Annotated in this window: 15 protein-coding genes; 4 read left to right on the forward strand and 11 right to left on the reverse strand. The window is 48.0% G+C overall.

Annotated elements, in window-relative coordinates:
• Positions 1-68: 68 nt before the first annotated feature.
• Positions 69-530: a RidA family protein gene (locus PSHG_RS12135; protein WP_010273111.1), complete on the reverse strand. Its 462-nt coding sequence runs from the start codon at positions 528-530 to the stop codon at positions 69-71.
• A gap of 394 nt (positions 531-924) precedes the next feature.
• Here PSHG_RS12135 and PSHG_RS12140 point away from each other — a divergent pair, with 394 nt between their 5' ends.
• On the forward strand, positions 925-2,157 hold the full coding sequence (locus PSHG_RS12140; RefSeq protein WP_010273114.1) for an aminopeptidase: 1,233 nt from the start codon (positions 925-927) through the stop codon (positions 2,155-2,157).
• Between the two features lie 124 nt (positions 2,158-2,281).
• Positions 2,282-3,211: an ArsR/SmtB family transcription factor gene (locus tag PSHG_RS12145; protein WP_010273117.1), complete on the forward strand. Its 930-nt coding sequence runs from the start codon at positions 2,282-2,284 to the stop codon at positions 3,209-3,211.
• 704 nt (positions 3,212-3,915) lie between these two features.
• Here the strand turns inward: PSHG_RS12145 and PSHG_RS12160 are convergent.
• Complete coding sequence (locus PSHG_RS12160; protein WP_010273120.1) at positions 3,916-4,545, reverse strand: histidine phosphatase family protein; 630 nt, start codon at positions 4,543-4,545, stop codon at positions 3,916-3,918.
• Between the two features lie 517 nt (positions 4,546-5,062).
• Here PSHG_RS12160 and PSHG_RS12165 point away from each other — a divergent pair.
• Entirely contained in the window at positions 5,063-5,737 is a 675-nt protein-coding gene (locus tag PSHG_RS12165; RefSeq protein WP_010273122.1) for an SOS response-associated peptidase, read from the forward strand.
• Between the two features lie 37 nt (positions 5,738-5,774).
• Here PSHG_RS12165 and PSHG_RS12170 read toward each other — a convergent pair whose 3' ends face one another.
• The 4 genes from PSHG_RS12170 to PSHG_RS12185 form a co-directional block, all read right to left on the reverse strand.
• Positions 5,775-7,379 carry an ATP-binding protein gene (locus PSHG_RS12170; protein ID WP_010273124.1) on the reverse strand — a complete coding sequence of 535 codons (1,605 nt, stop codon included), beginning with the start codon at positions 7,377-7,379 and terminating at the stop codon, positions 5,775-5,777.
• Positions 7,380-7,606: 227 nt separating this feature from the next.
• On the reverse strand, positions 7,607-9,382 hold the full coding sequence (locus tag PSHG_RS12175) for an ABC transporter ATP-binding protein (protein WP_010273125.1): 1,776 nt from the start codon (positions 9,380-9,382) through the stop codon (positions 7,607-7,609).
• Between the two features lie 256 nt (positions 9,383-9,638).
• The gene (locus PSHG_RS27455) at positions 9,639-10,454 is read right to left on the reverse strand and encodes an alpha/beta fold hydrolase (protein WP_010273126.1); all 816 of its coding nucleotides are present in this window, start codon (positions 10,452-10,454) and stop codon (positions 9,639-9,641) included.
• 265 nt (positions 10,455-10,719) lie between these two features.
• On the reverse strand, positions 10,720-11,025 hold the full coding sequence (locus PSHG_RS12185; RefSeq protein ID WP_010273127.1) for a DUF2277 domain-containing protein: 306 nt from the start codon (positions 11,023-11,025) through the stop codon (positions 10,720-10,722).
• Positions 11,026-11,225: 200 nt separating this feature from the next.
• On the opposite strand from PSHG_RS12185, the gene PSHG_RS12190 reads away from it, so the two are divergent.
• A complete protein-coding gene (locus PSHG_RS12190; protein ID WP_210436471.1) occupies positions 11,226-12,452 on the forward strand; it encodes an MFS transporter in 1,227 nt (408 codons plus the stop codon).
• Between the two features lie 80 nt (positions 12,453-12,532).
• On the opposite strand, the gene PSHG_RS12195 is transcribed toward PSHG_RS12190, so the two are convergent.
• The 5 genes from PSHG_RS12195 to PSHG_RS29355 all read right to left on the reverse strand — a co-directional run bounded on the left by PSHG_RS12195 (position 12,533) and on the right by PSHG_RS29355 (position 20,021).
• On the reverse strand, positions 12,533-13,537 hold the full coding sequence (locus tag PSHG_RS12195; protein ID WP_010273129.1) for a hypothetical protein: 1,005 nt from the start codon (positions 13,535-13,537) through the stop codon (positions 12,533-12,535).
• Positions 13,524-13,883, reverse strand: coding sequence for a PadR family transcriptional regulator (locus PSHG_RS12200; protein ID WP_010273130.1), 360 nt, complete (start codon positions 13,881-13,883; stop codon positions 13,524-13,526). The genes PSHG_RS12195 and PSHG_RS12200 overlap by 14 nt, the downstream gene beginning before the upstream one ends.
• A 275-nt stretch (positions 13,884-14,158) precedes the next feature.
• Positions 14,159-15,622 (reverse strand): aldehyde dehydrogenase family protein, encoded by a 1,464-nt coding sequence (locus PSHG_RS12205; RefSeq protein WP_010273136.1) that lies wholly within the window; start codon positions 15,620-15,622, stop codon positions 14,159-14,161.
• Between the two features lie 39 nt (positions 15,623-15,661).
• A complete protein-coding gene (locus PSHG_RS12210) occupies positions 15,662-18,892 on the reverse strand; it encodes a hypothetical protein (protein WP_010273137.1) in 3,231 nt (1,076 codons plus the stop codon).
• Positions 18,893-19,010: 118 nt separating this feature from the next.
• On the reverse strand, positions 19,011-20,021 hold the full coding sequence (locus PSHG_RS29355; protein WP_010273138.1) for a Gfo/Idh/MocA family protein: 1,011 nt from the start codon (positions 20,019-20,021) through the stop codon (positions 19,011-19,013).
• Positions 20,022-20,030: the final 9 nt, after the last annotated feature.

Here is a 20,030-nt window from a genome sequence, read left to right on the forward strand (position 1 = left end):
TTAAAAGATTTACTTAGATCTGCTTGTGCAAGATGCTGAGGTATCGAGCTCCATTTCTACAATCTTGGTCAAGCTTTCAATTCCACTACCATCTCAATTTCTACTGAAACACCACCAGGTAATGCAGCTACACCAACAGCGGCCCGCGCGTGCTTCAGCTCAGGACCGAAGATACGGTTAAGCAGATCGGATGCCGCATTAATTACATAAGGCTGCTCTGTAAAAGATGGGTCGGATGCAACATATCCGTTAAGCTTCACTATCCGATGGACCCGATCGAGATCGCCGATCAAATTCTTCAACGCAGCAAGCAGGTTCAAGGTGCACACTTCGGCTGCTTTGCGGGCATCCTCTACACTAATGGTAGATCCGACGATACCTTTGTATTGCGCTGTTCCGTCAACTGTAGGAGTTTGCCCGGAAAGAAACACCAGCCGGTCAGTTACTACGCCTGCAGCGAAGGGATATTCTTTTGCCGGGAGAACTGGAAGTTCAATTTGTAGTTCGGCCAGCTTTTCGGTAAGTTTCATAAATCTTATCCTCCTAGCCATTAATTTATTTCTTCTCTATTGTGGGGAACAACGCTAAGCTTGTCAATGCTAGGTATGACCGAACTTTCCAAGATCCCTGGATAAGTTTAGCAGTTTGAAGCCCTCGATGGCAGTGCCGTCGTATTTTACTCGAGTCTAAACGCGTGATTCAAGCTGCAAAATAGGTTACACTAGGAAATAGGCTGCGCTAGCAAATAAGCTGCACTGGAACAGCGGTGAAGAGGCATTTAAACAAGAACACTTCTTTCTGAAGATACGCAGCGTAGTGTTCGCTTTTATCCGCGGATTTTCACTCCTGAGAAATAGCTTCTTCAACTGAATGACTAGCAGCGAGTTAGTATATCCACCAATTCAAGGAAAAGGAGATTGTACAATGAATTCTTTGGATAAGAAATTAGAGCAGTATGCGGAGCTCATCGTCAAGGTGGGCGTAAATGTGCAAAAGGATCAACAGGTATACGTAACGGCTTCTGTTGAAATGGCTCCGTTGGCCAGACTCGTCGCCAGCAAAGCATACGATGCCGGTGCCGGCAATGTGCATGTTGACTGGACCGATGAAGGACTTTCCAGGCTGAAATATGAAAAGGCTGCCGACTCGTATTTTCAACACTATCCGGTGTGGGAAGCCGATAAACGCAACTACTTTATTGATGAAGAAGCAGCTTTTATCGCTATCATCTCTCCGAATCCGGACCTGCTTAAAGGCATCGACCCTGAACGCATCAGCAATTTTCAGAAAGCTTCCGGTCAGGCTTTGGATAAGTACCGGCGCGCAATCCAGTCTGATAAGGTCAGCTGGACAGTAGTCGCCGCAGCTACCGAAGCCTGGGCCGCCAAGGTATTCCCTGATCAAGATGAAGCGCAAGCAGTGTCGATGCTATGGGACGCGATATTCGAATCGGTACGCCTGAACACTGCTGACCCGGTTCGTGCCTGGGAAGAGCATAACGAAACTTTACATAAGAAGGTCGATACCTTAAACAGCAAGCATTTTCATAAATTGCATTACACTGCGCCAGGAACTGATTTGACCATCGAGCTGCCTGCCAAACATATTTGGGTAGGGGCAAGCAGCACAAATGAGCGGGGAACATCCTTCATGGCTAATATGCCAACTGAAGAAGTATTCACAGCCCCGCTTCGCGAAGGGGTTAACGGCTATGTGTCGAGCACAAAGCCTTTAAGCTATGGAGGCAATATTATCGATCAGTTTACTTTAACCTTCGAGAATGGACGTATTATTAAGGTGGAGGCCAAAGAGGGCGAGGATATGCTGAAGCGCCTTGTCGAGACCGATGAAGGCTCGCATTATTTAGGTGAAGTCGCTCTTGTTCCGCATGAATCCCCCATCTCCCAATCCAATATTTTATTTTATAATACGCTGTTTGACGAGAACGCCTCTAACCATCTGGCAATTGGCAGCGGTTATGCCTTTAATATCGAAGGCGGCAAATCGATGACGCCGGAGGAGCTTGCAAGTCATGGCGTGAACTCCAGCATTACCCATGTCGACTTTATGATCGGCTCGGCTGAGATGAATATTGATGGCATCCACGAAGACGGATCTTCAGAGCCTATCTTTCGCAATGGGAATTGGGCGATTTAACCTCTTTTCTTTATTAAGTTTGAAAAAAACAGCGCCTGGGAAGCATTGTGCTCTTAGGCGCTGTCTTGATTAGTCAAGTCTGCAAAGCAAATAGGCAGCTTGATCCGGGAGGTATCCTGCATTGATGAGTGAATTTGGAAAGAATTTGTTAACTATTCCTTCGTCCCGCATTATTGAGGTGGCAAAAGCGTTATCCGGAGACGTTCGATTGCGCATCTTAGAAGCGCTAGGCGATCAATCCATGAGCATTGGTCAGCTCGCCGAAACACTTGGTGTCGCACAGCCGACAATATCGATCAATGTTCAAATTCTGGAACAAGCCGGCCTCCTCTCCTCCTCTCTCAATGCGAACCGGGAAAAAATTTGTTCCGTCACAGGGCGAAACCTGCTTCTCGAGCTGCCGTCACGTCTTGGAGAAGGTCTGCAGCAGATTGAGTCGCTGCATATGCCAATTGGTCTCTATTCCCACTGCTCAGTACAGCCAACTTGCGGCATGGCCGACCGGGAAGGGCGCATCATTGGCTCCCCCGACGATCCCCGCGCCTTTTACCTATCTGAGAGGACAGAGGCTGCGATTCTCTGGTTTTCAGGGGCCGGTTACCTGGAATACCTGTTTTCGAATCCTCTCCCTCCCGGTGTAGAACTGGAAGAATTGAGGGTTACTGCAGAGCTATGCTCAGAAGCGCCAGGCTTTAATCAGCAGTGGCCTTCCGACATCAGCTTGTTTATTAATGACAAGCCGGTAGGCACATGGACGAGCCCTGCTGACTTTGGGGACCGCAAAGGAAGGCTGACCACGAGCCGCTGGTCCGGATCCGAATACGGTCAACTGACCGAGTGGGTTGTCACCCGTCACGGCAGCCGCGTTAACGGTTCGCCCGCAGATGCTACAGCCATTCCTGACCTGGAGCTGGCATATCACCGCCCTATCCGGATTCGCTTGGAAGTGTGCCGGGATTCTCGTAATCAACGGGGACTTAATCTGTTCGGAGCCGGATTTGGCGATTACCCTCAGGATCTTGTGCTGTCCTTCGTTAAACGAAATCCCGGGTGAATCTAGTTTCATTCAAGGTTTGGAAGTCAGACTGCTGCATCGCAGCCAGCCACATGGCCGGAATGTGTTCTTGCAAATCTATTGCGGATAGCCGTAAAGCATGAAAGTTAGCACAGGAACCAGCATGAAAAACAGTGCGGGAAACGGCATGAAATCAGCACCGGGAACCTGCATGAAATCAGCACCGGGAACCTGCATGAAATCGGTGCGGAGATTTGTACGAAACGTCATACAAAATGACGCTGGGAGCATGGGAAATATGGAATTTTGTATGAAGAATCGTACAAACTCACCAAAAATGCACGGAAAATGCCTTTAGTTGTATGAAGAATCGTACAAATGGACTCGTGGCAATCGTGGCAATCGTGGCTGACCTCGTGGATGGACTCGTGGCAATCGCGGCTGGCCTCGTCGAAGACCTTGCGTGACCGCTTTTTCTCCATACTTCTAGAGGAAGTCCCCTTCGCAAGGTCTAAAGCTTGATTTCGTCCGCTATATCTCTTGCCAAATCAAGAAATCAATCTTTTACAGCGGCCGGAGGCCCCCTCTATCCCGCAATGGTCACCTCACTCTCTATCAAAAATCCCGGACCAAAGCCGTCACCAGATTTTTGCTATACAACAAAAAACGGGGCGTCCAGCCGTCAGTTTTCACCGACTGTCTGGACAGCTCCCGCACTGTGCTCAACGTGAAGTTTCCCATGATTAGCGAGAAGACTTCCGGTCAAGAGAGTAATGAGCGATATCCCCAAGAAGCTCAATATGCACCTTGTCATCTTCCCACACAACTTTACTCAGTGAAGCCGGTTGAAGTACGGGAGGATTCCACAGCTCGTCCAGCGGCCGGTTTAAGAAGCTGTTCATGATCATCTTAAGCGTGATGGAGTGAGTGACAATTAGAATATGATCCCCCTTATGTTGGCGGAGCAGACTCTCAGCTGCAGGGATCACTCTCTCCTTCAGCTCATCAAACGTTTCTCCGCCGTGAACAGCCTTGAATAAATGCGGCTGAGACCAAAAGCATTGGAAGGCTGCCTCCTTATGAAGCTCTTCATGTCTTCTTCCTTCCCAGGAGCCCATATGAATCTCCCTTAGCTCTTCACATAGCTTAATCGGTACCGGATGATTCCCGCGAATGACTTCCGCCGTATGTTCTGCTCTTCGGCTGGGGCTGGAATATATTGCGTTAAGCGGAACGTCTTTCATAACCCTCTGCAAGCATGCGGCCTGATAACGACCGTGAGCCGTAAGCGGAGAATCTTGATGGCCCTGAAGCTTGCCCTCCACATTCCACTCGGTTTCGCCATGACGAACAAAGTAGCCTACCGTTTTCATAACATCCGCCAAGCCTCCCTTTGTCTAAAAAATCAGTAGTTTAATAAGGGCTCAATCTAAAAATCAGTGCTTGACTTCCAACAGAGATGCTGCTGCGTGGAATGAGGGGACTTCCGATCGCTGTTAGCATATGCTCCCGAAGTACGCTTTCTCCCAGAAAGCGTTGACCCCCAGATGTTCTTGATGATAACCGCTTCAACGGTTGAAATCCGGGGACGAAGGCGGGCGCTTCGCTTCTCCTGTCTCCCTCTTCCCCTCTACTTCTGCACAGTTATGATGGGCAAGCACTTATTCCTGTTATGAGCCTCCTGTTACGAGCCTTAATAAGGACTATTATATGATTGATTTCTTGGTGTCGGATTTCCTAACAATAAACGATTCGGATCACCTAATAATAAACGATTCGGAAATCCCAATAATAAATGAGAAGGAGAAAGATGCTATCCGCTCAGAAACTAGGCAGCCCAACTTATCGTTTGCTACAATAAAGCAAGAGAACTCACGAGGAGTGAAGAGAATGTGCGGCCGATATTCCTTGACGGTAACCCTGGAGCAGTTGTTATCCAGATTTGAATTGGGAAATGTCCATTTTCGCCTGGAAGCTGGATACAATATTGCTCCTGGCCAGCTTATCCCGGCGATCATTGAAGACAATGAAGGCAACCGGAGAATCGGCAGGCTGCTGTGGGGATTTATCCCTTCATGGACCAAAGTGCCAAATCCAAAGCCTGTTATTAACGCCCGCGCCGAAACGATCGCCGAAAAACCTAGCTTTCGCGAATCGTTCAGACGCAAGCGTTGTCTGATCCCGGCTGACAGTTTCTATGAGTGGAAGGCCGCGGATCACGGTAAACAGCCGATGCGCATAATGAAAACGAACGGCGAGCTGTTTGCCTTTGCCGGAATATATGACACCTGGGTTACACCTGAGGGTGAACGCCAATCCAGCTGCGCTATTGTTACAACTGCGGCGAGTAGCTGGATGGACCCTATCCATCACCGGATGCCTGTCATTTTGCCCGGTCCATCGAGTGAAGCCAAATGGCTGGACCGCTCCACACCTATCGGACATTGGCAAGATATGGCCAGTATGCTGGCGGAGGACAAATGGAAGGCCTACCCGGTATCCAAATCAATCGGAAATGTTAAAAACAACTCCCCTTCTTGTATAGAGCCTATCACACAGGAGTAGCATGCATTCGTCCATACCGCTTCATGCTATTTCATTACTATATCGACTCACTGACCGGCAATTCCATCACTTTCTCGCTGAGCGGCAAGAGGATGGTGAATGTAGTTCCTTGCCCCGCTTGGCTGGATACCTGAAGCTTTCCTCTGTGATCCTCTACAATCTTTTGGCAGATGGACAAGCCTAGTCCGGTCCCTTCTGCTTTAGTTGTATAGAACGGATCGAATATTTTGGGAAGCTCCTCGGGAGGTATCCCTTTACCTGTATCGCTGACCATAATTACCGCCATCCGGCTGGAATGCTCCCATTCGAGCGTAATGTTGACTACTCCGGATTGCTGCATAGCCTGAAATGCATTCCTGATCAGATTCAATAAGAGCTGAATGATCTTATCCGGATCCATAAAGACCACAATCTGCTGATCATCCATCGTCAGCAGCAGCTGGTGGCCTTCAGAAGCTGCCTCAGACTCACACAGCGAATAGACGCGCTGCAGACATTCGTTCAGAATCGCAAGCCTCATGCTGTTCTCATGGGGCTTGGAAAACTGCAGGAACTCAGCGGTGAGATCCCCCACCCTCGTTATTTCTCCCATGATCACATCATACCAAGGCTGAATATTATATCCCTGGCTTTTGGAAAGCTGCACGAAGCCTTTGATGGCAGTAAGCGGGTTGCGGATTTCATGTGCCATACCGGCTGCAAGCTGCCCAACCATCTTCATTTTCTCGCTGCGCAGCATTTCCTCTTGACTCTCCAGCCAAGAATCGCGTCTCATCTGAAAAATTCTGTCCTCGGCAGTCGAGATGACAGCCTGAAAGGTATCCGCCTCTTTTGGGTATTGAGTGATGCTATAAGTAATCTGTACGCCCAAATCACTGAAGGATAAAGTCTGGTTATCGACTTGTACGGCAACAGGCAGAAGCACTGCAAACCGGTCACCTGCATACCTGGATGCGCCAAACATCCGGTCCTTGAACACTTTTTGTATCGTTTCTGCAAAACGAATCAGAATTTCATTCGCCGATTGAGTATCCTTAGCGTTCAAAGATTTGAAATTGTTAATATCAATTAATACAAGCTGGAACGGCCGTTTTCTCTCAACCAACCGCCGTACTGCAGAGAGATACCCATCATAATTAAGCAGTCCTGTCAAATGGTCATGATTAGCCAAATATGTATTGCGCTGGGTCAGCTTATGCTTCTCTGACTGCAATTGGTTTACAAAATAAAAAACCAGCACAAGCACAACCCCGGCTATCATATCATAGCCCGTAACCAAAATATGATAGGGGTTAAGGGGTACGTAGAAGAACCGGATGAGAGTATACTGCAGCAAGATAAGCATGCTGATGGCAAATGATTTGTACAGCTTATCTTCTTTAAAAATCATATTAATAATGACTATATAGTAGAGCAGCAAGCACCAGTTCAATTCGCTGATAAAATGAAACGCTCCCAAAATAGGCAGCTGAATCGGCTTAAGCCAGCAGAACTTTCTGTCATAAAGGTGACAAACAAGAAATAAAGCAGCCAGCAAACACAGCAGCAGAACTTGGGGCTCTTTGCCCAAATAAATCGAGCATCCGATTACATAAACTGAAATTAATGCGACCAACCGAGTCTTAATAACCTGAAAGTGCAATCGGATCACTCCCGATTCCTCTGGTTTGTATTCTGCTAGTGCGATGACAGCTCCTGCTTATCAAGAATAATGATGTGAATAATGATGTGTATTATCCATATATTAACTCAGTTTCCACATGTTTAAGACCAGTTTCATCCATATGTTACACTATCTTCTGATTTCTGAAAAGAACAAAAGTTCCATGTTTTCGGCTCGACAGCAAAATCGGTGCTTGCTATCATTCCTTAGAGGAAGTTGTCTTCTGAATCCTTCTCCTGAGTCAGCTGCTGGATATTAAACAATTGGGCATATTCCCCATTATTCTGCATCAGTTCGGCATGAGTTCCTTTTTCCGATATTTGGCCATTCTTCACTAGTACAATTTGATCTGCATGTGTAATGGTAGATAAACGATGAGCAACTATGAGTGTGGTTCTGTCCTCGGCCAGCTTGTCCAGAGACTGCTGAATCAATGCTTCCGAATGCAGATCCAAGGCTGAAGTCGCTTCATCCAGAATTAAAATTCTCGGGTTCTTGAGGAACACTCTGGCAATCGCTATTCTCTGTTTCTGTCCCCCGGAAAGCTTAACCCCTCTTTCTCCTATTTCCGTATCGTAGCCATTGGGCAAATCCATGATAAAGTCATGAGCATTTGCCTGCTTCGCAGCCTGGACCACTTCATCCGGATCAGCCCCGGTTCTTCCCAGCAAAATATTGTCCCGGATCGTACCGCTGAACAAAATATTATCCTGCAGCACCATGCCAATCTGGCTTCGCAAGCTTTCCATTGTCATATCGCGAATATCGATTCCATCGATCAGCAACTGACCTGAACGAATATCGTAAAAACGGGGCAGCAGGGAAACAAGGGAAGACTTCCCCCCTCCGCTTGGCCCGACAAGCGCAATCGTTTGTCCGGGTTCAATTGTTAGATGAATGTTTCGGAGAACCATCGGGTCTGCTTCATTATAGGCAAACGAAACATTGCGGTATTCGATATGACCCCGAAATGTTCGCGCGATTCGCGCATCCGGACGATTCACGATGTCATAAGATTCATTCATAAATTCCACCACCCGCTCTACCGATGCATGGGCTTGGGTCAGCACGGTAGAGGAATTGACAATCCGTCCGAGCGGGGAGTATAGACGCTCAAGATACGCAAAGAATGCGACGAGCGAGCCTACAGATAAATTGCCTTGAATCGCCTGGTAGCCTCCATAACCAATGACAAGCAGCGGAGCAATGTCCGTTAGCGTATTGATAACCGCAAAGGTAAGGGCATTCCAACGCGTCAAATCCATGGATTTTTCTAGAAAAACCCCGTTCTTGGAAGCGAATCTCCCCTGTTCATACTTCTCTAGAGTAAAGCTGCGAATGACTGGAATGCCCTGGAGGCGCTCGTGAAGATAAGCTTGAACCTCTGCCAGGGCTTGAGAGCGATCCTTCGTCAGCTGCTTCAATCGCTTGTACAAAATTTTTACACTTAGTCCGTATAAAGGAAATACAGCTACAGCAATTAGAGCCAGCATAGGATCGAGGAAGAACATAATCCCAATAGCAATGGTCAAAGTGACCAGATCAAGCCAAATATTCATTAGGCCGACCTCAACAATGTTTTTGGTTTGCTCGACATCATTAATAAAGCGGGAAATGACCTCCCCGATTTTGCGATTCTGGTAAAAACGCAGAGACAGCTTCTGAATATGGTCATACAGCTTGTGCCTGATGTCGTATTGGATTTTGGCAGTAGTCATTTGTGCAAAATATTGGCGGAAATATTCTATCGGCGGACGTACCACAACGAACAATATCCCCGCTAACCCCAAAACGCCGAATAATCTCGCTATTTTATCGGAGACCGGCATTTCTGGATTCGTCAGCAGCATATCAACCACATACTTCATAATTAGCGGCAGCGTTAACGGTATGCCAAATTTGACTATCCCAATCAGCACCGTGATCAAAATGTACGCCTTATAAGGGCGGATGAATTGAAAATATTGCTTTAAAGCCTGCATAGCTGTCCCCTCCAAGCGTACAATTAACCTAGATGTTTGCGCTGAGCAATCTTTATTATAATGCAAAGGGGCTATTTCATAAAACGGATTGTAAAAAGCGAAGCTTCCAACGAATACGTGGGCAGCTTCGCTTTTTCACGTTTTTTCATTTTTAGTCCCCTTCAGCTTCAATGTTCAATAGACTATAGGCTGTTCAACGTGCAATATCCGTTTTTCAGTTATTTCAACATCATATCCTTTATCAGCCGGTAATATCCTAGCCTTTGGCGTGTCCCCATCGGAAATTGCGAATCGATTGATTGTTTGGATTAGGATAGGAGAGCCTAATCGGATGCGAGGCAATAAAATCGAGAATCGTATCATTGACCAGCACTGGATTTTCTCTCAGCATATGCGGCCGATGGCTGCAGCCGGGCACAATCAGCGCCTCAGATCCGCGTACCAAAGTGCATAATCGCTTCAGCTTCTCCTCTCCGACAAACGGATCATGCTCGCCGGAAATAAAAAGAGCCGGGCAGCTTATGCCGCTGAGCTGATCTTCGGTCAACTGAGGATACATCCGTTCATTTTTCGCATTCTGCCGCATAAATTCAAAGCAATTGCCTTGATGGGCTTCGTGATGCCTCTCCGTCATTTGCTGGATAAGCTCCCTTGCGCCCAATTCGAATAGCCATTCACCTTCTGCTGGCTCCTTGACCGGATCACTGAAGCCGCTCGTGCCAATCGTGGTTAAGCTGGCCACCTTAATAGGAAAATCGACAGCCAAATACAAGCCGACATGCGCACCTAAACCGTAGCCGATAAAATGAGCTTGGGACAAACGAAACTGCTCCATAAAAGCACTAATGTCTTCAGCCAGCTGCGGGGTATTCCATTCCAAGCTGGTGCAGCGGGTTCTTCCATGTCCCCGCAGATCTGGGAAATAACAAGTATACCTCGTCTGAAAGTCAAGAATCTGACTGGCAAAAGTTAGTATTCCCCGGGAGTAATTCCCATGCAAAAAAATAATCGGCTCTCCATTTCCCAACTGTTCATAATACATCTGCAAATCATTCACCAGGATATTCGGCAAGTTCAATCCCTCCCAGGTTTTATGAATCCGTTCTCATGATGTATTGAACTCAATCAGGCATTCAGGTGGCTACACGTTTATTTTACCTGCTTGTGCATTGCTTAGGCCGGCTTGCTGTGCACCTCTTCCCTCCTGTTTACCGCGCCTTCTAAAGAAGCATTAACTATAGTTGATTAATTCGCCAAATAAGCTGGAAAACCTGCCGGAACAAGACAAATAGGAATTAGGTTGCATCTTTCCCTACCCTATTCCGTTGCAACGGTTACTATACCAACGTCCGGTTTTCTGGGATAGGCACTTCGCGAGGGCCAAATCTTTTCTCATTTCTTATACGGGCCCGTTCCTTCTCAACCTCACGGTTTTTCGGCTCCGCATGAGTAACTAATTCCTTGAGCAAAGTACCGGCTGCTGCCGCAACCTCCTCCACTGCCTTATGAAATACTTCTTCATTTGCTTTCGAAGGTGCGGTAAATCCTGAGATTTTGCGAACAAACTGAAGCGCTGCCGCTTGAATCTCCTCCTCGCTGGCAGGCGGTTCAAAATTAAAAAGCGGTTTAATATTTCGGCACATGAATCTCACCCTTTCCGGAAATGGCTTAACTGTTTTTACTCCTGTTGTTGTCAGTCTATCATAACCTGTATGAAGATTCTAACATGAGAATTATGCAAAGCGCTCATATACGATGAGACAGCTTTCTGGTAAGATGGTTGAATAAGTTGGCTTACAGCTGAGCCTGTATGAAGAAGAAGGTGCTTACAATAGGAAGTTCAGTGAAGGCAGGGCCCCACCGCAATATCATCATTATCGCCCTAGTCACAGCATGTGCTTTGCTGGGAGATTCCATGCTTTATATTGCTCTCCCCATCTATTGGCGGGAGGCGGGCTTGGACGGAATCTGGCAGGTTGGAATCTTACTGGCTATTAATCGTTTTGTGCGCTTACCCCTTAATCCTTTGGTCGGGTGGCTGTATAATAAAATCCCGCTTAAGACTGGTTTATTGTTCGCGATCATCCTCAGTGTCATTACGACTACCGGCTACGGCTGGGCGAGCAGCTTTGCGGCATGGCTAGTGCTCCGTTGTTTATGGGGGCTGGCATGGTCTTTTTTAAGGATAGGAGGGCTGTCTGCAGTAGTCGTGTACGGAGACCGGAAAAAACGCGGTGAAGAAATGGGCGTATACAACGGATTATATCGATTAGGCAGCCTGGTCGGAATGCTTGTCGGCGGCGGGTTAACACCCGTTTTCGGACTCTCCTGGGTAAGCTTTGCCTTCGGGCTGCTGTCATCTGCCGGCGCTATTCTACTGGCTGCATTCTTCAAACGGAAAGAGCCGGCCCGCCCGCCCAAGGCTGAACGCAAGAAAGGATTCCCTGGATTGGATCTGTTAAGAAGTCATGCCCAGGTGATGACCAGCGGATTTTTCATCACGTTCTTAATTCAAGGTGTATTCACCGCAACCTTATCTTCTATTATTGTTTACCATTACGGAGAATCGGTTCAGCTATGGGGTGTTGTCATCACGGCCGCTGCTTTATCCGGAGGGCTGCAGGGATTGCGCTGGATGTGGGAGCCTTTTTTAGCCAAACAAATTGGCTTGTGGTCCGATGGGCCGAAGGGCAGGCTTCCGCTGTACATCGGCTCCTTAATCATTGGCGCCGTCAGCTTTTTGCTCCTGCCCTTCCCGTTTCCGCCATACGTTTGGATTGTTATAAGTTTAATCGCTCTTTTGGCTTCTACGGCTTTAACGACTTTACTGGACGCTATTGCAGCGGACCGTGCACGCAATGAGGAAACGGTCAAATTTTTCACCTATTATACCGTTGTCCAAGATTTAGGTGCCGCCTGCGGGCCATTGGCCGGATTTTTCCTGCTCACCTATACTTTCGGTTATGAACTGTTATTTAGTGGTTGTGCAGCCATTCTCTTACTGCTCACTCTAACTTGGCTTAGCACTTATCGAAAGCGTCCATCAGCAGGTAAAAGCACCAGCCTGTAGAGAAAACTTCTACGGACTGGTGCTTTTGTGTGCCTATCCATACAACGGCGCATGTACACGCAGGTACTGTTTTACTTAGCTTAGCGGGCTTTATACCATCTTATCGCTTCCGTCACGATATCTATGATGAGAAAGATAAAAATGATAATAATGAAATACCTGGTCCACTGATTCCAGAGCTGTTCAACAGCAGCAAAACCGCCGGAGCCGGGTGCCACTAATCCGGAAGCCGCGAGCTGCTCCATAAACAACGGATTCCAAATAGACCCGTCTATAAAAACGATCGCCAGGACGCCAGCGCTCAGCGAACGCAAGATGATATTCCAGATTAGTAATTTTCCTGTCCGTTTGCGCGCAAACAGCTTTAAGCCTTCATTTAGCAGCCCAAACACAGCTGCAAGTGCAATGAGCGGCAGGTACCGGTTAAAAACACCCGCGTCCAAAAACGGGATGATATTTCGCACACCGTCTCTAAATGTATAAACTCCCACCAACTCTACTGAGTAAAAGCATACTACAAGCAGCAGCGCAATGAACACCATTCCTGCTATCGGCTCACTTAGCTTGATATGCTTGGTCGCATCCGGAATATCCGGCAAGTCCCGCGGGTGCCACTCCTGGCTTTTGTCCTCAATCTCGTCATCTGCGGGACGATAGTAATCAATCAGAGCAAATACCAGTGTCACCCAGCCCAAAGCCTGGACATTAACCGTAATTAGAGAAACAATCCATTTTACAAAATGATCCAGGATGGAGAAAGGCTCCACAATAGTCTCTACTGCGAAAATAACGGACAAACCAATGGAAACAGAAGCAAGAACCACCTTCGCCGTCGACCAGTAAGAATCAAACATGAGGGGACTGATCAAATATCTTTTCTTGCCCTTATAACGGTCAGCCATTTCATTAGGCGGGCCGAGCTCCAACAGGACATCATCAACATCCTCCGGACCAGGTGGTTCACTCCCGCATCGTTCATCAAGCATATCTTCAATAAGGCCTCTTAGCTCTTTACGAATGTCTTCCCTCTGCTTCTGGGGCAGACGTATAGTTACTGCATAAATGTACTTGTCAATCGCTTCCATCCTTATGACCCCCATCCTTTAACAAGTGTTCCATACTAGCTACAAGCTTCTTCCACTCCGCGCATAATCCACTGTAGACCTCTCGTCCGAAAGGGCTGAGCATGTAATATTTGCGGGGGCGTGCATCATTAGTATCCCAGCTGCTTTCTAGCAATTGCTGTTTCTCCAAGCGGCGCAAAAGCGGGTATAGAGTTCCCGGTTCAATTAAGATCCCCTTCTGCTCCAACTCAGCTACTAAAGAATATCCATATTGCGGCTCGCCCAATTGGCTGAGTACGCTGATGACAATGGTGCCCCTTCTTAATTCACTCAGTAATCCTAGGATGGTTTCATTTACATCAGGCATGGAGCTGACCCCTCCTTTCGCTAATGTGGATTTGATTAATATCCATTCAGCATTATTGTTGAATTTATTATAGTGTATGTCACACACTATTGTAAAGTGATTAATATGAATAATTTTAAATTATTTATCGTTCCTTGGTTGCTCATTCACAGCAAACCCGCCCGATAAAGCAGCCAGATTAGGCTGCTTACCGGGCGGGTTTGTAGTTACCTTGCATTCTGGAAAGGCATTTTCGCATTATTCGATTTCCGCTACGTTCCATAGCGGAATCCACTTTATCCGCAAATTGTGACGGTTTTGCTTGTGGTATAAAATTCGATAGCCGCGGTTCCCTGCTCTTTGGAATACGAACTCGAAGCTTTCATACCGCCAAAAGGAGCCTGCAGCTCAACACCTGCGCTTTCTCCATTAATTCGGATCATTCCGGCCTCCATGTCCTGTATAAACTGCATGGCCTCCTGAATATCCTCTGTAAATATTGAAGCACTGAGCCCGAATCGGACATCATTGGCTAATTGAAGTGCTTCTTCCAGCGAATCCACGACCATCAGGGCCAATACAGGGCCAAATATTTCCTCCTGTGCTAATGTCATCTCGGTTGTGACATTTGCAAATACGGTAGGCTCAATAAAAAAGCCTTGTTCATAGTCAGCTCCCTCCGGCCGCTTGCCGCCGCACAGCAATTCGGCTCCCTCCGACAGGCCTTGGCGGATATAGCTCATCACTTTATCCCATTGCGACTGGCTTACGAGAGGCCCCATCCAGGCAGCCTCATTTAATCCGTCACCTACTGTAATTTGCTTTACTTCCTCAAGGAGCTTCTCCTTGAAATCGTCATATACGCTTCTAAAAACGATGGCTCTGCTGGTTGCCGTACACTTTTGCCCCGCTGACTTCATTGCGCCCGAGATCGTCATCCTTACAGATTTGTCCAGGTCCGCTTTATCGGTAACAATTACCGGATTCTTGCCTCCCATTTCGAGCTGGACCTTTTTTCCCGTCCGTGCCGCTTCAATCGCAATCTGCCTGCCTGCGGCATTGGAACCCGTGAACGAAACCGCCTGGACCCGCGGATGCGAAACCATAGCCTCCCCTGTCTTTTTACCGCCATGCACCAGGTTGACGACCCCTGGAGGAAAGCCAGCTTCCGCAAGGAGCCCGGTCAGCTTCACCGCCGTAATGCTCGCTTCAGGTGAAGGCTTCCAAATCACTGTATTCCCGTATACGAGAGCTGGCGCCAATTTCCACAACGGGATAGCCACAGGGAAATTCCATGGTGTTATTAAAGCCGCAACGCCCATTGGCACCCTTGTGGTAAACAGAAGATGGTCGCGGTTTGCCGAAGGAATGACATCCCCCGTCTTTCTCATCCCCTCGCCAGCATAATAACGAAGGATGTCTGCGCCTCTGGCTACTTCCTGTGTCATTTCCATAAGTGTCTTGCCCATCTCTCTAGTGGCAAGTCTGGCCAGCTCACGCTTATGCTTCTCCACTAAATCTGCTGCCCTGTACAACAAGTTTCCGCGTTCTGCCCCCGCCAGCCTGCGCCACGCATTCAGTGCTAGATTCGCAGCGGTTACCGCAAGCTCCACATCCTCCGCGGTTGAATCCGGAACTTCACCTATCCGCTCTGACTGATTGGCAGGGTTCGTCCTTTGAATCCATGCCTGCCCGACAGAGGGGGCCCACTCCCCATTAATAAAATTGCGATACCTTTCCCACGAAATTGATGATGCCATTCTCTCCCACCTGCTTTCTATTCCTTCAGCATGCTGCTCTTACTCAACATTCACCCGCAGCTGGATGGTTCCGCTCAAGCCGCTCAAATCAATAGTCTCATCCTCGGAATCAAATGAAGTAAATGGCGCTCCATTAAGCTGCACACTGCTTATCCGCAGACCGCCAGGCACCCGTACTCTAAGCTTCAGCTCTTCAATCGGATCTCGGTCAGGCACTTCCAGCTCCACCATCACGTGTCCGGTATTAATATGCGAGCTTACGCTGTAGGAAACGGGGCCGAATAAGGTTGGAGCATTAGAGACCGAGTACTGTTTGCCATCCTCGAGCCAGTGTCTCGGTGTGGCGTAACCCAAATACAGCTGTTTGGGTACGCCGTTCCCGTCTTTTCCTTCCCGGACCATCATCAGTCTTAATGTTTTTAGAAACAGACTGTTATTGGCGTTATTCGGCGAACGATACATGGAACGATAATATTCATCGGGATAAACACCATAAGTATCGCCCTCGCCTGATATAAAGGTATTTCGGGTCATACCGTGCGCTAATTTTCCATAAAGGGAAAGCACCATGCGATCGGCTTCATCCAGATCAGACAGCAATTGCACATACGACAATGCATAGACATTGTCAGCACCCGGTGTTTTATATCCAGGGAGCCCGCCCGAGCGATAAGAGCCTACAGGCACGCCATAATAGTTAAAGCGAAGCAGCCCTAACAAAATAGAACCGTAATTGTGCATATAAGTAAGCAGCTGCTGTTTTTCCTGGGGTGTAAACACGTCTGTTACAAATCCGTAGGGAGCTACCAGATTCCAGTAGCTTCCTATGCCCGTAGCGGTAACCGGATCATATACCGGTTCATTGCTCAGCAGCATCGTCTGTACGAAAAGCGCATCCCCGCTTAATTCCGTCTTGGACTGATTGATGGCACTTCTTAAAGCTGCTTTCAAGGATTCTGCGGCAGGCCCATAAGCGGCACTGAGATCGGTTTTGCCCAGTTCTCCCCATATTCGTGCCAAATCTCTCATTCCTTCCCAGGCTACAGCCTGATGATGCAGGCCATACACATGTCCGGATATATCCCCTGAGTAGCGCTGCGGCTCAAGCAAGCCGTTGGGGTCCGTTTCCATCTGAGACTTCAAATCCGCAGCATATCCTGCATACCGGTTTTCATGAGCCAGCAAAATAGACGGGTCTTTAGTCAGCATATAGTAATGGGCAGCGTGAGTCATTTTTTCACCCCACTCCCAATTCTCATACAGGTGCGGCCCGGGTCCTTTTGACTTAGGCAGCAAATTCAGCAGTGCCGCCTTGTAAATATCCGTATAGCCGAATAGCCCCATCGTGGTCGCCGAATCGCTGCTTTCCGGTTGATAAAAGGTTTCATACCCGTTCCCTACACTATAGCGCCACGTTAGTATCTGATTTTGGATAAGCAGGTTTTTCATCGCGTTCATCACTCTCGGTTCGGGTACGGAGAACGATGTCCCGTTGTCCAGCTTCCCGTCCCAATATACCTTTAAAGCATCGCGTGCCGCCTGATGCCCAACCTCATCCACCTGCCGGGAAAGAGAAGGCGATGGTTTATTGAAACGGATCATGTATACAGAATGGTCGAGGCCGTCTGATAAGTCGAGCTCGAAAGAAAGCTCGGAGGAGGAGGGATCAAAGCTCCCGCCGCTGCTGAACATCATATACACATTAGAATTCGCAACCAAACGATTGCCATCAACCGATAATCCGCTATCATTCAAGCGTGCTTTTATGGTTGCGGAGGAAGTCTCTGCTCCGTTACGATTGGCTGTAATTTTAATCATGCTGACTAAAGAAGTCGTTTCGGGTATTTTCACTGCAAACATTTCCTGATTGTAGCGAACACCTTGACGATCAATATACTCCGTCTGCAGAGCTGGCAAATACCCCTGCCACAGCTCCGGCTCGCCAAGTCTTGCGATCACTTCTCCCATTCGTTCCGTTCCTTCAGCGCCAACGAAAAATAAGGTATTACGACCAGGTCTTGCTGTGACCGAATCGGAAAAAATTTGACTGCCATCTGCAACGGTCAATTCGTATGGCACTCCGCCGCCGCTCGTCTCAGCCAAGCCGAAAGGCAAGTAATATACGCCTGATACCGTTGAATCCGTTCCCATCATCATTAACGGAACGAGGAAATCCTTGACGTTATCATAGGTCGGGCCTTCGGGAAGAGCAAGCACCTGCTCGCCCCAAAAGTCGGTCTTTGAAGCTAATGCCTGATTAACATTGTGGATATATTCGGCCGTTGGCTCCAGCTTGGGGTCTAATTCCGGATCCGGGCCGGTTGCTGGCTCGAACACCAATTCGAAAGCCATATCAAACTGGCTGGCACCGCGCTCAAAGAAGCCTTGAATTTCTGGAGTAGGATTAGTCTGCGCGACAGCACCGGTCGTTGTCCCGGGAGCCCCGGAGCTCACCTTCAAATAATAAGTTGAATCCGGCGCAACTCTTACCGGCGTAGTAAAGTAAGCGGTTCTCTTGCCTGTCGGACCAGCAGGAATTGAAGCCGAACCGAGAACGGTACCATTCATGGAACCAGAACGAACTTCTACGAGCAAGGCGTCATCATTTGCTGTAGTCAGCCAGATAGAGGCTTCCCGAATACTGCGATCCAAAGTAGTAAACGAAGTTCCCGCATAAAAAGAGGAATGGACATGATTATAAGCCCTGCCTGTGCTTGGATAAGTCAGTCTCTGGACCAACGGAGTAAACAGCAATTCCATGGACATGTCCAGTTGACTTAAGGCATGGCCTCTGCCCCCGTTGTAATACCCTTGCACCTCAGGGTCCTGAACTTGTTGATCCACTCTTCCCCTGGTACTCTCAGGGCTGGAAATTTTTAAATAATAGGTTTCGTCCGGGTTGACACGGATAGGTGTTTCCAAAGAGCCGGTAACTTTGCCAGTTTGCCCTTCAGCCAGCAGCACAGAACCGATTGTTGGTCCGGTTATGGAATCGGATTTGATTTCCGCCAGAATAGGGGCATCTGCAGCTTCCGTTAACCAGACGGAAATTTCGGTAATCCCTGAAGAAAGTGCAACAAAGGACTGGCCGCCATAATATTGCCCATAAATCGCATTATAGTAGCTTCCTATACCGGGACGCGAATACAAGATGGGTTCCTCCTCCTGGTTTGAATCGGCATGTGCAGGCGTGAATCCTTGCGGAGTCATCAAAGTAAGCAACAGACAAATGCTCAAAAGCAAAGCAAGCGCTTTGGGCTTTCTTGACATGGATATCCCTCCTTATAAATGGGGGTAAATCAACAACTTTTATCCGTTAAGCATAATTCCTGTTGTCGCAATTTCCTGCTGCCTTAGTCAGGATGTTCTTGATGGCGGTAAGCTCAGCTCATTCATGATCATTACTTTTGCGCAGAGATTGATCTATTTGTTTGGTTAAGTATAGGCTGTTCCATCCCTCCTTTACACCGGGTATACAGGGCTTGCCAGCGGAGATCGAAGCTAGAAAGCTCTCTAATTGGCTGCGAAAACAAACCGCTGCCATTTCCTCTTCCAGCTCCACTGTTTCTTTATGCGACTCGCTGACCAGCTGCACTGCTCCATTGAAGCGATCAAACGAGGCATAGCCTTTAGGTCCAACAACTTCAAATTCACCCAATGGCAATTTGGGGAAGAACCAGCCAATTTCGATTTTAGCCATATCTCCATTGGCAAAACGGATGATCGATACATCATAATTGCTGCTCGGAAATTCATCCCGCGTTCTTAAACCAAAAGAGTCCACCCGGGTAACTGTCGATTGGGTTAAAAAATAAAGGAAATCGGCTACATGAGCTCCATCATGCAAAGAAGGCGATCCGTGGGCCATCGTCTGAAAAATTCTCTTGTAATGCTCTGGATCACGGACCGGATTCCACGGTTCTTCGAATATGCCCAGGCGGTAGAGCAAGGGAGAGCCTAATCTTCCGTCCTCGATCCAGCTTCGAAGCTTTTCCATTAAAGGGCCATGCCGATACGTCAAGCCAATTTGCAGCTGCTTGCCGGTTATCTTCTGGGTTTCTATGACTTCTTCCGCCGTTTCCAGATCAGTAGCCATCGGTTTTTCACAGAGAACATGCTTTCCCGCCTGAAGAGCTTCTTGGGTAATGATTGGAGTAACCCAAGGCGGAGTTGCGATAATGACAGCCTCGACAGTCGGATCGCTCAGGATTTCATGGAAATCCGTCGTCATCCTCACACCTCCGTATTGAGCTTCCAAGCTTCTGAGCCGTTCTGAATCCGCATCACACAAGGCCGCCAAAACCGCATTCGGATGATTAACAATTGTAGGAATATGGCGGGTTACGGCTATATCGCCGCAGCCAATAACCGCTAACCGAATCGTCTTCCCGTTTTCCATTTTCCCCTC

Source organism: Paenibacillus senegalensis JC66 (assembly GCF_000285515.1).
Lineage (GTDB): Bacteria > Bacillota > Bacilli > Paenibacillales > NBRC-103111 > Paenibacillus_L > Paenibacillus_L senegalensis.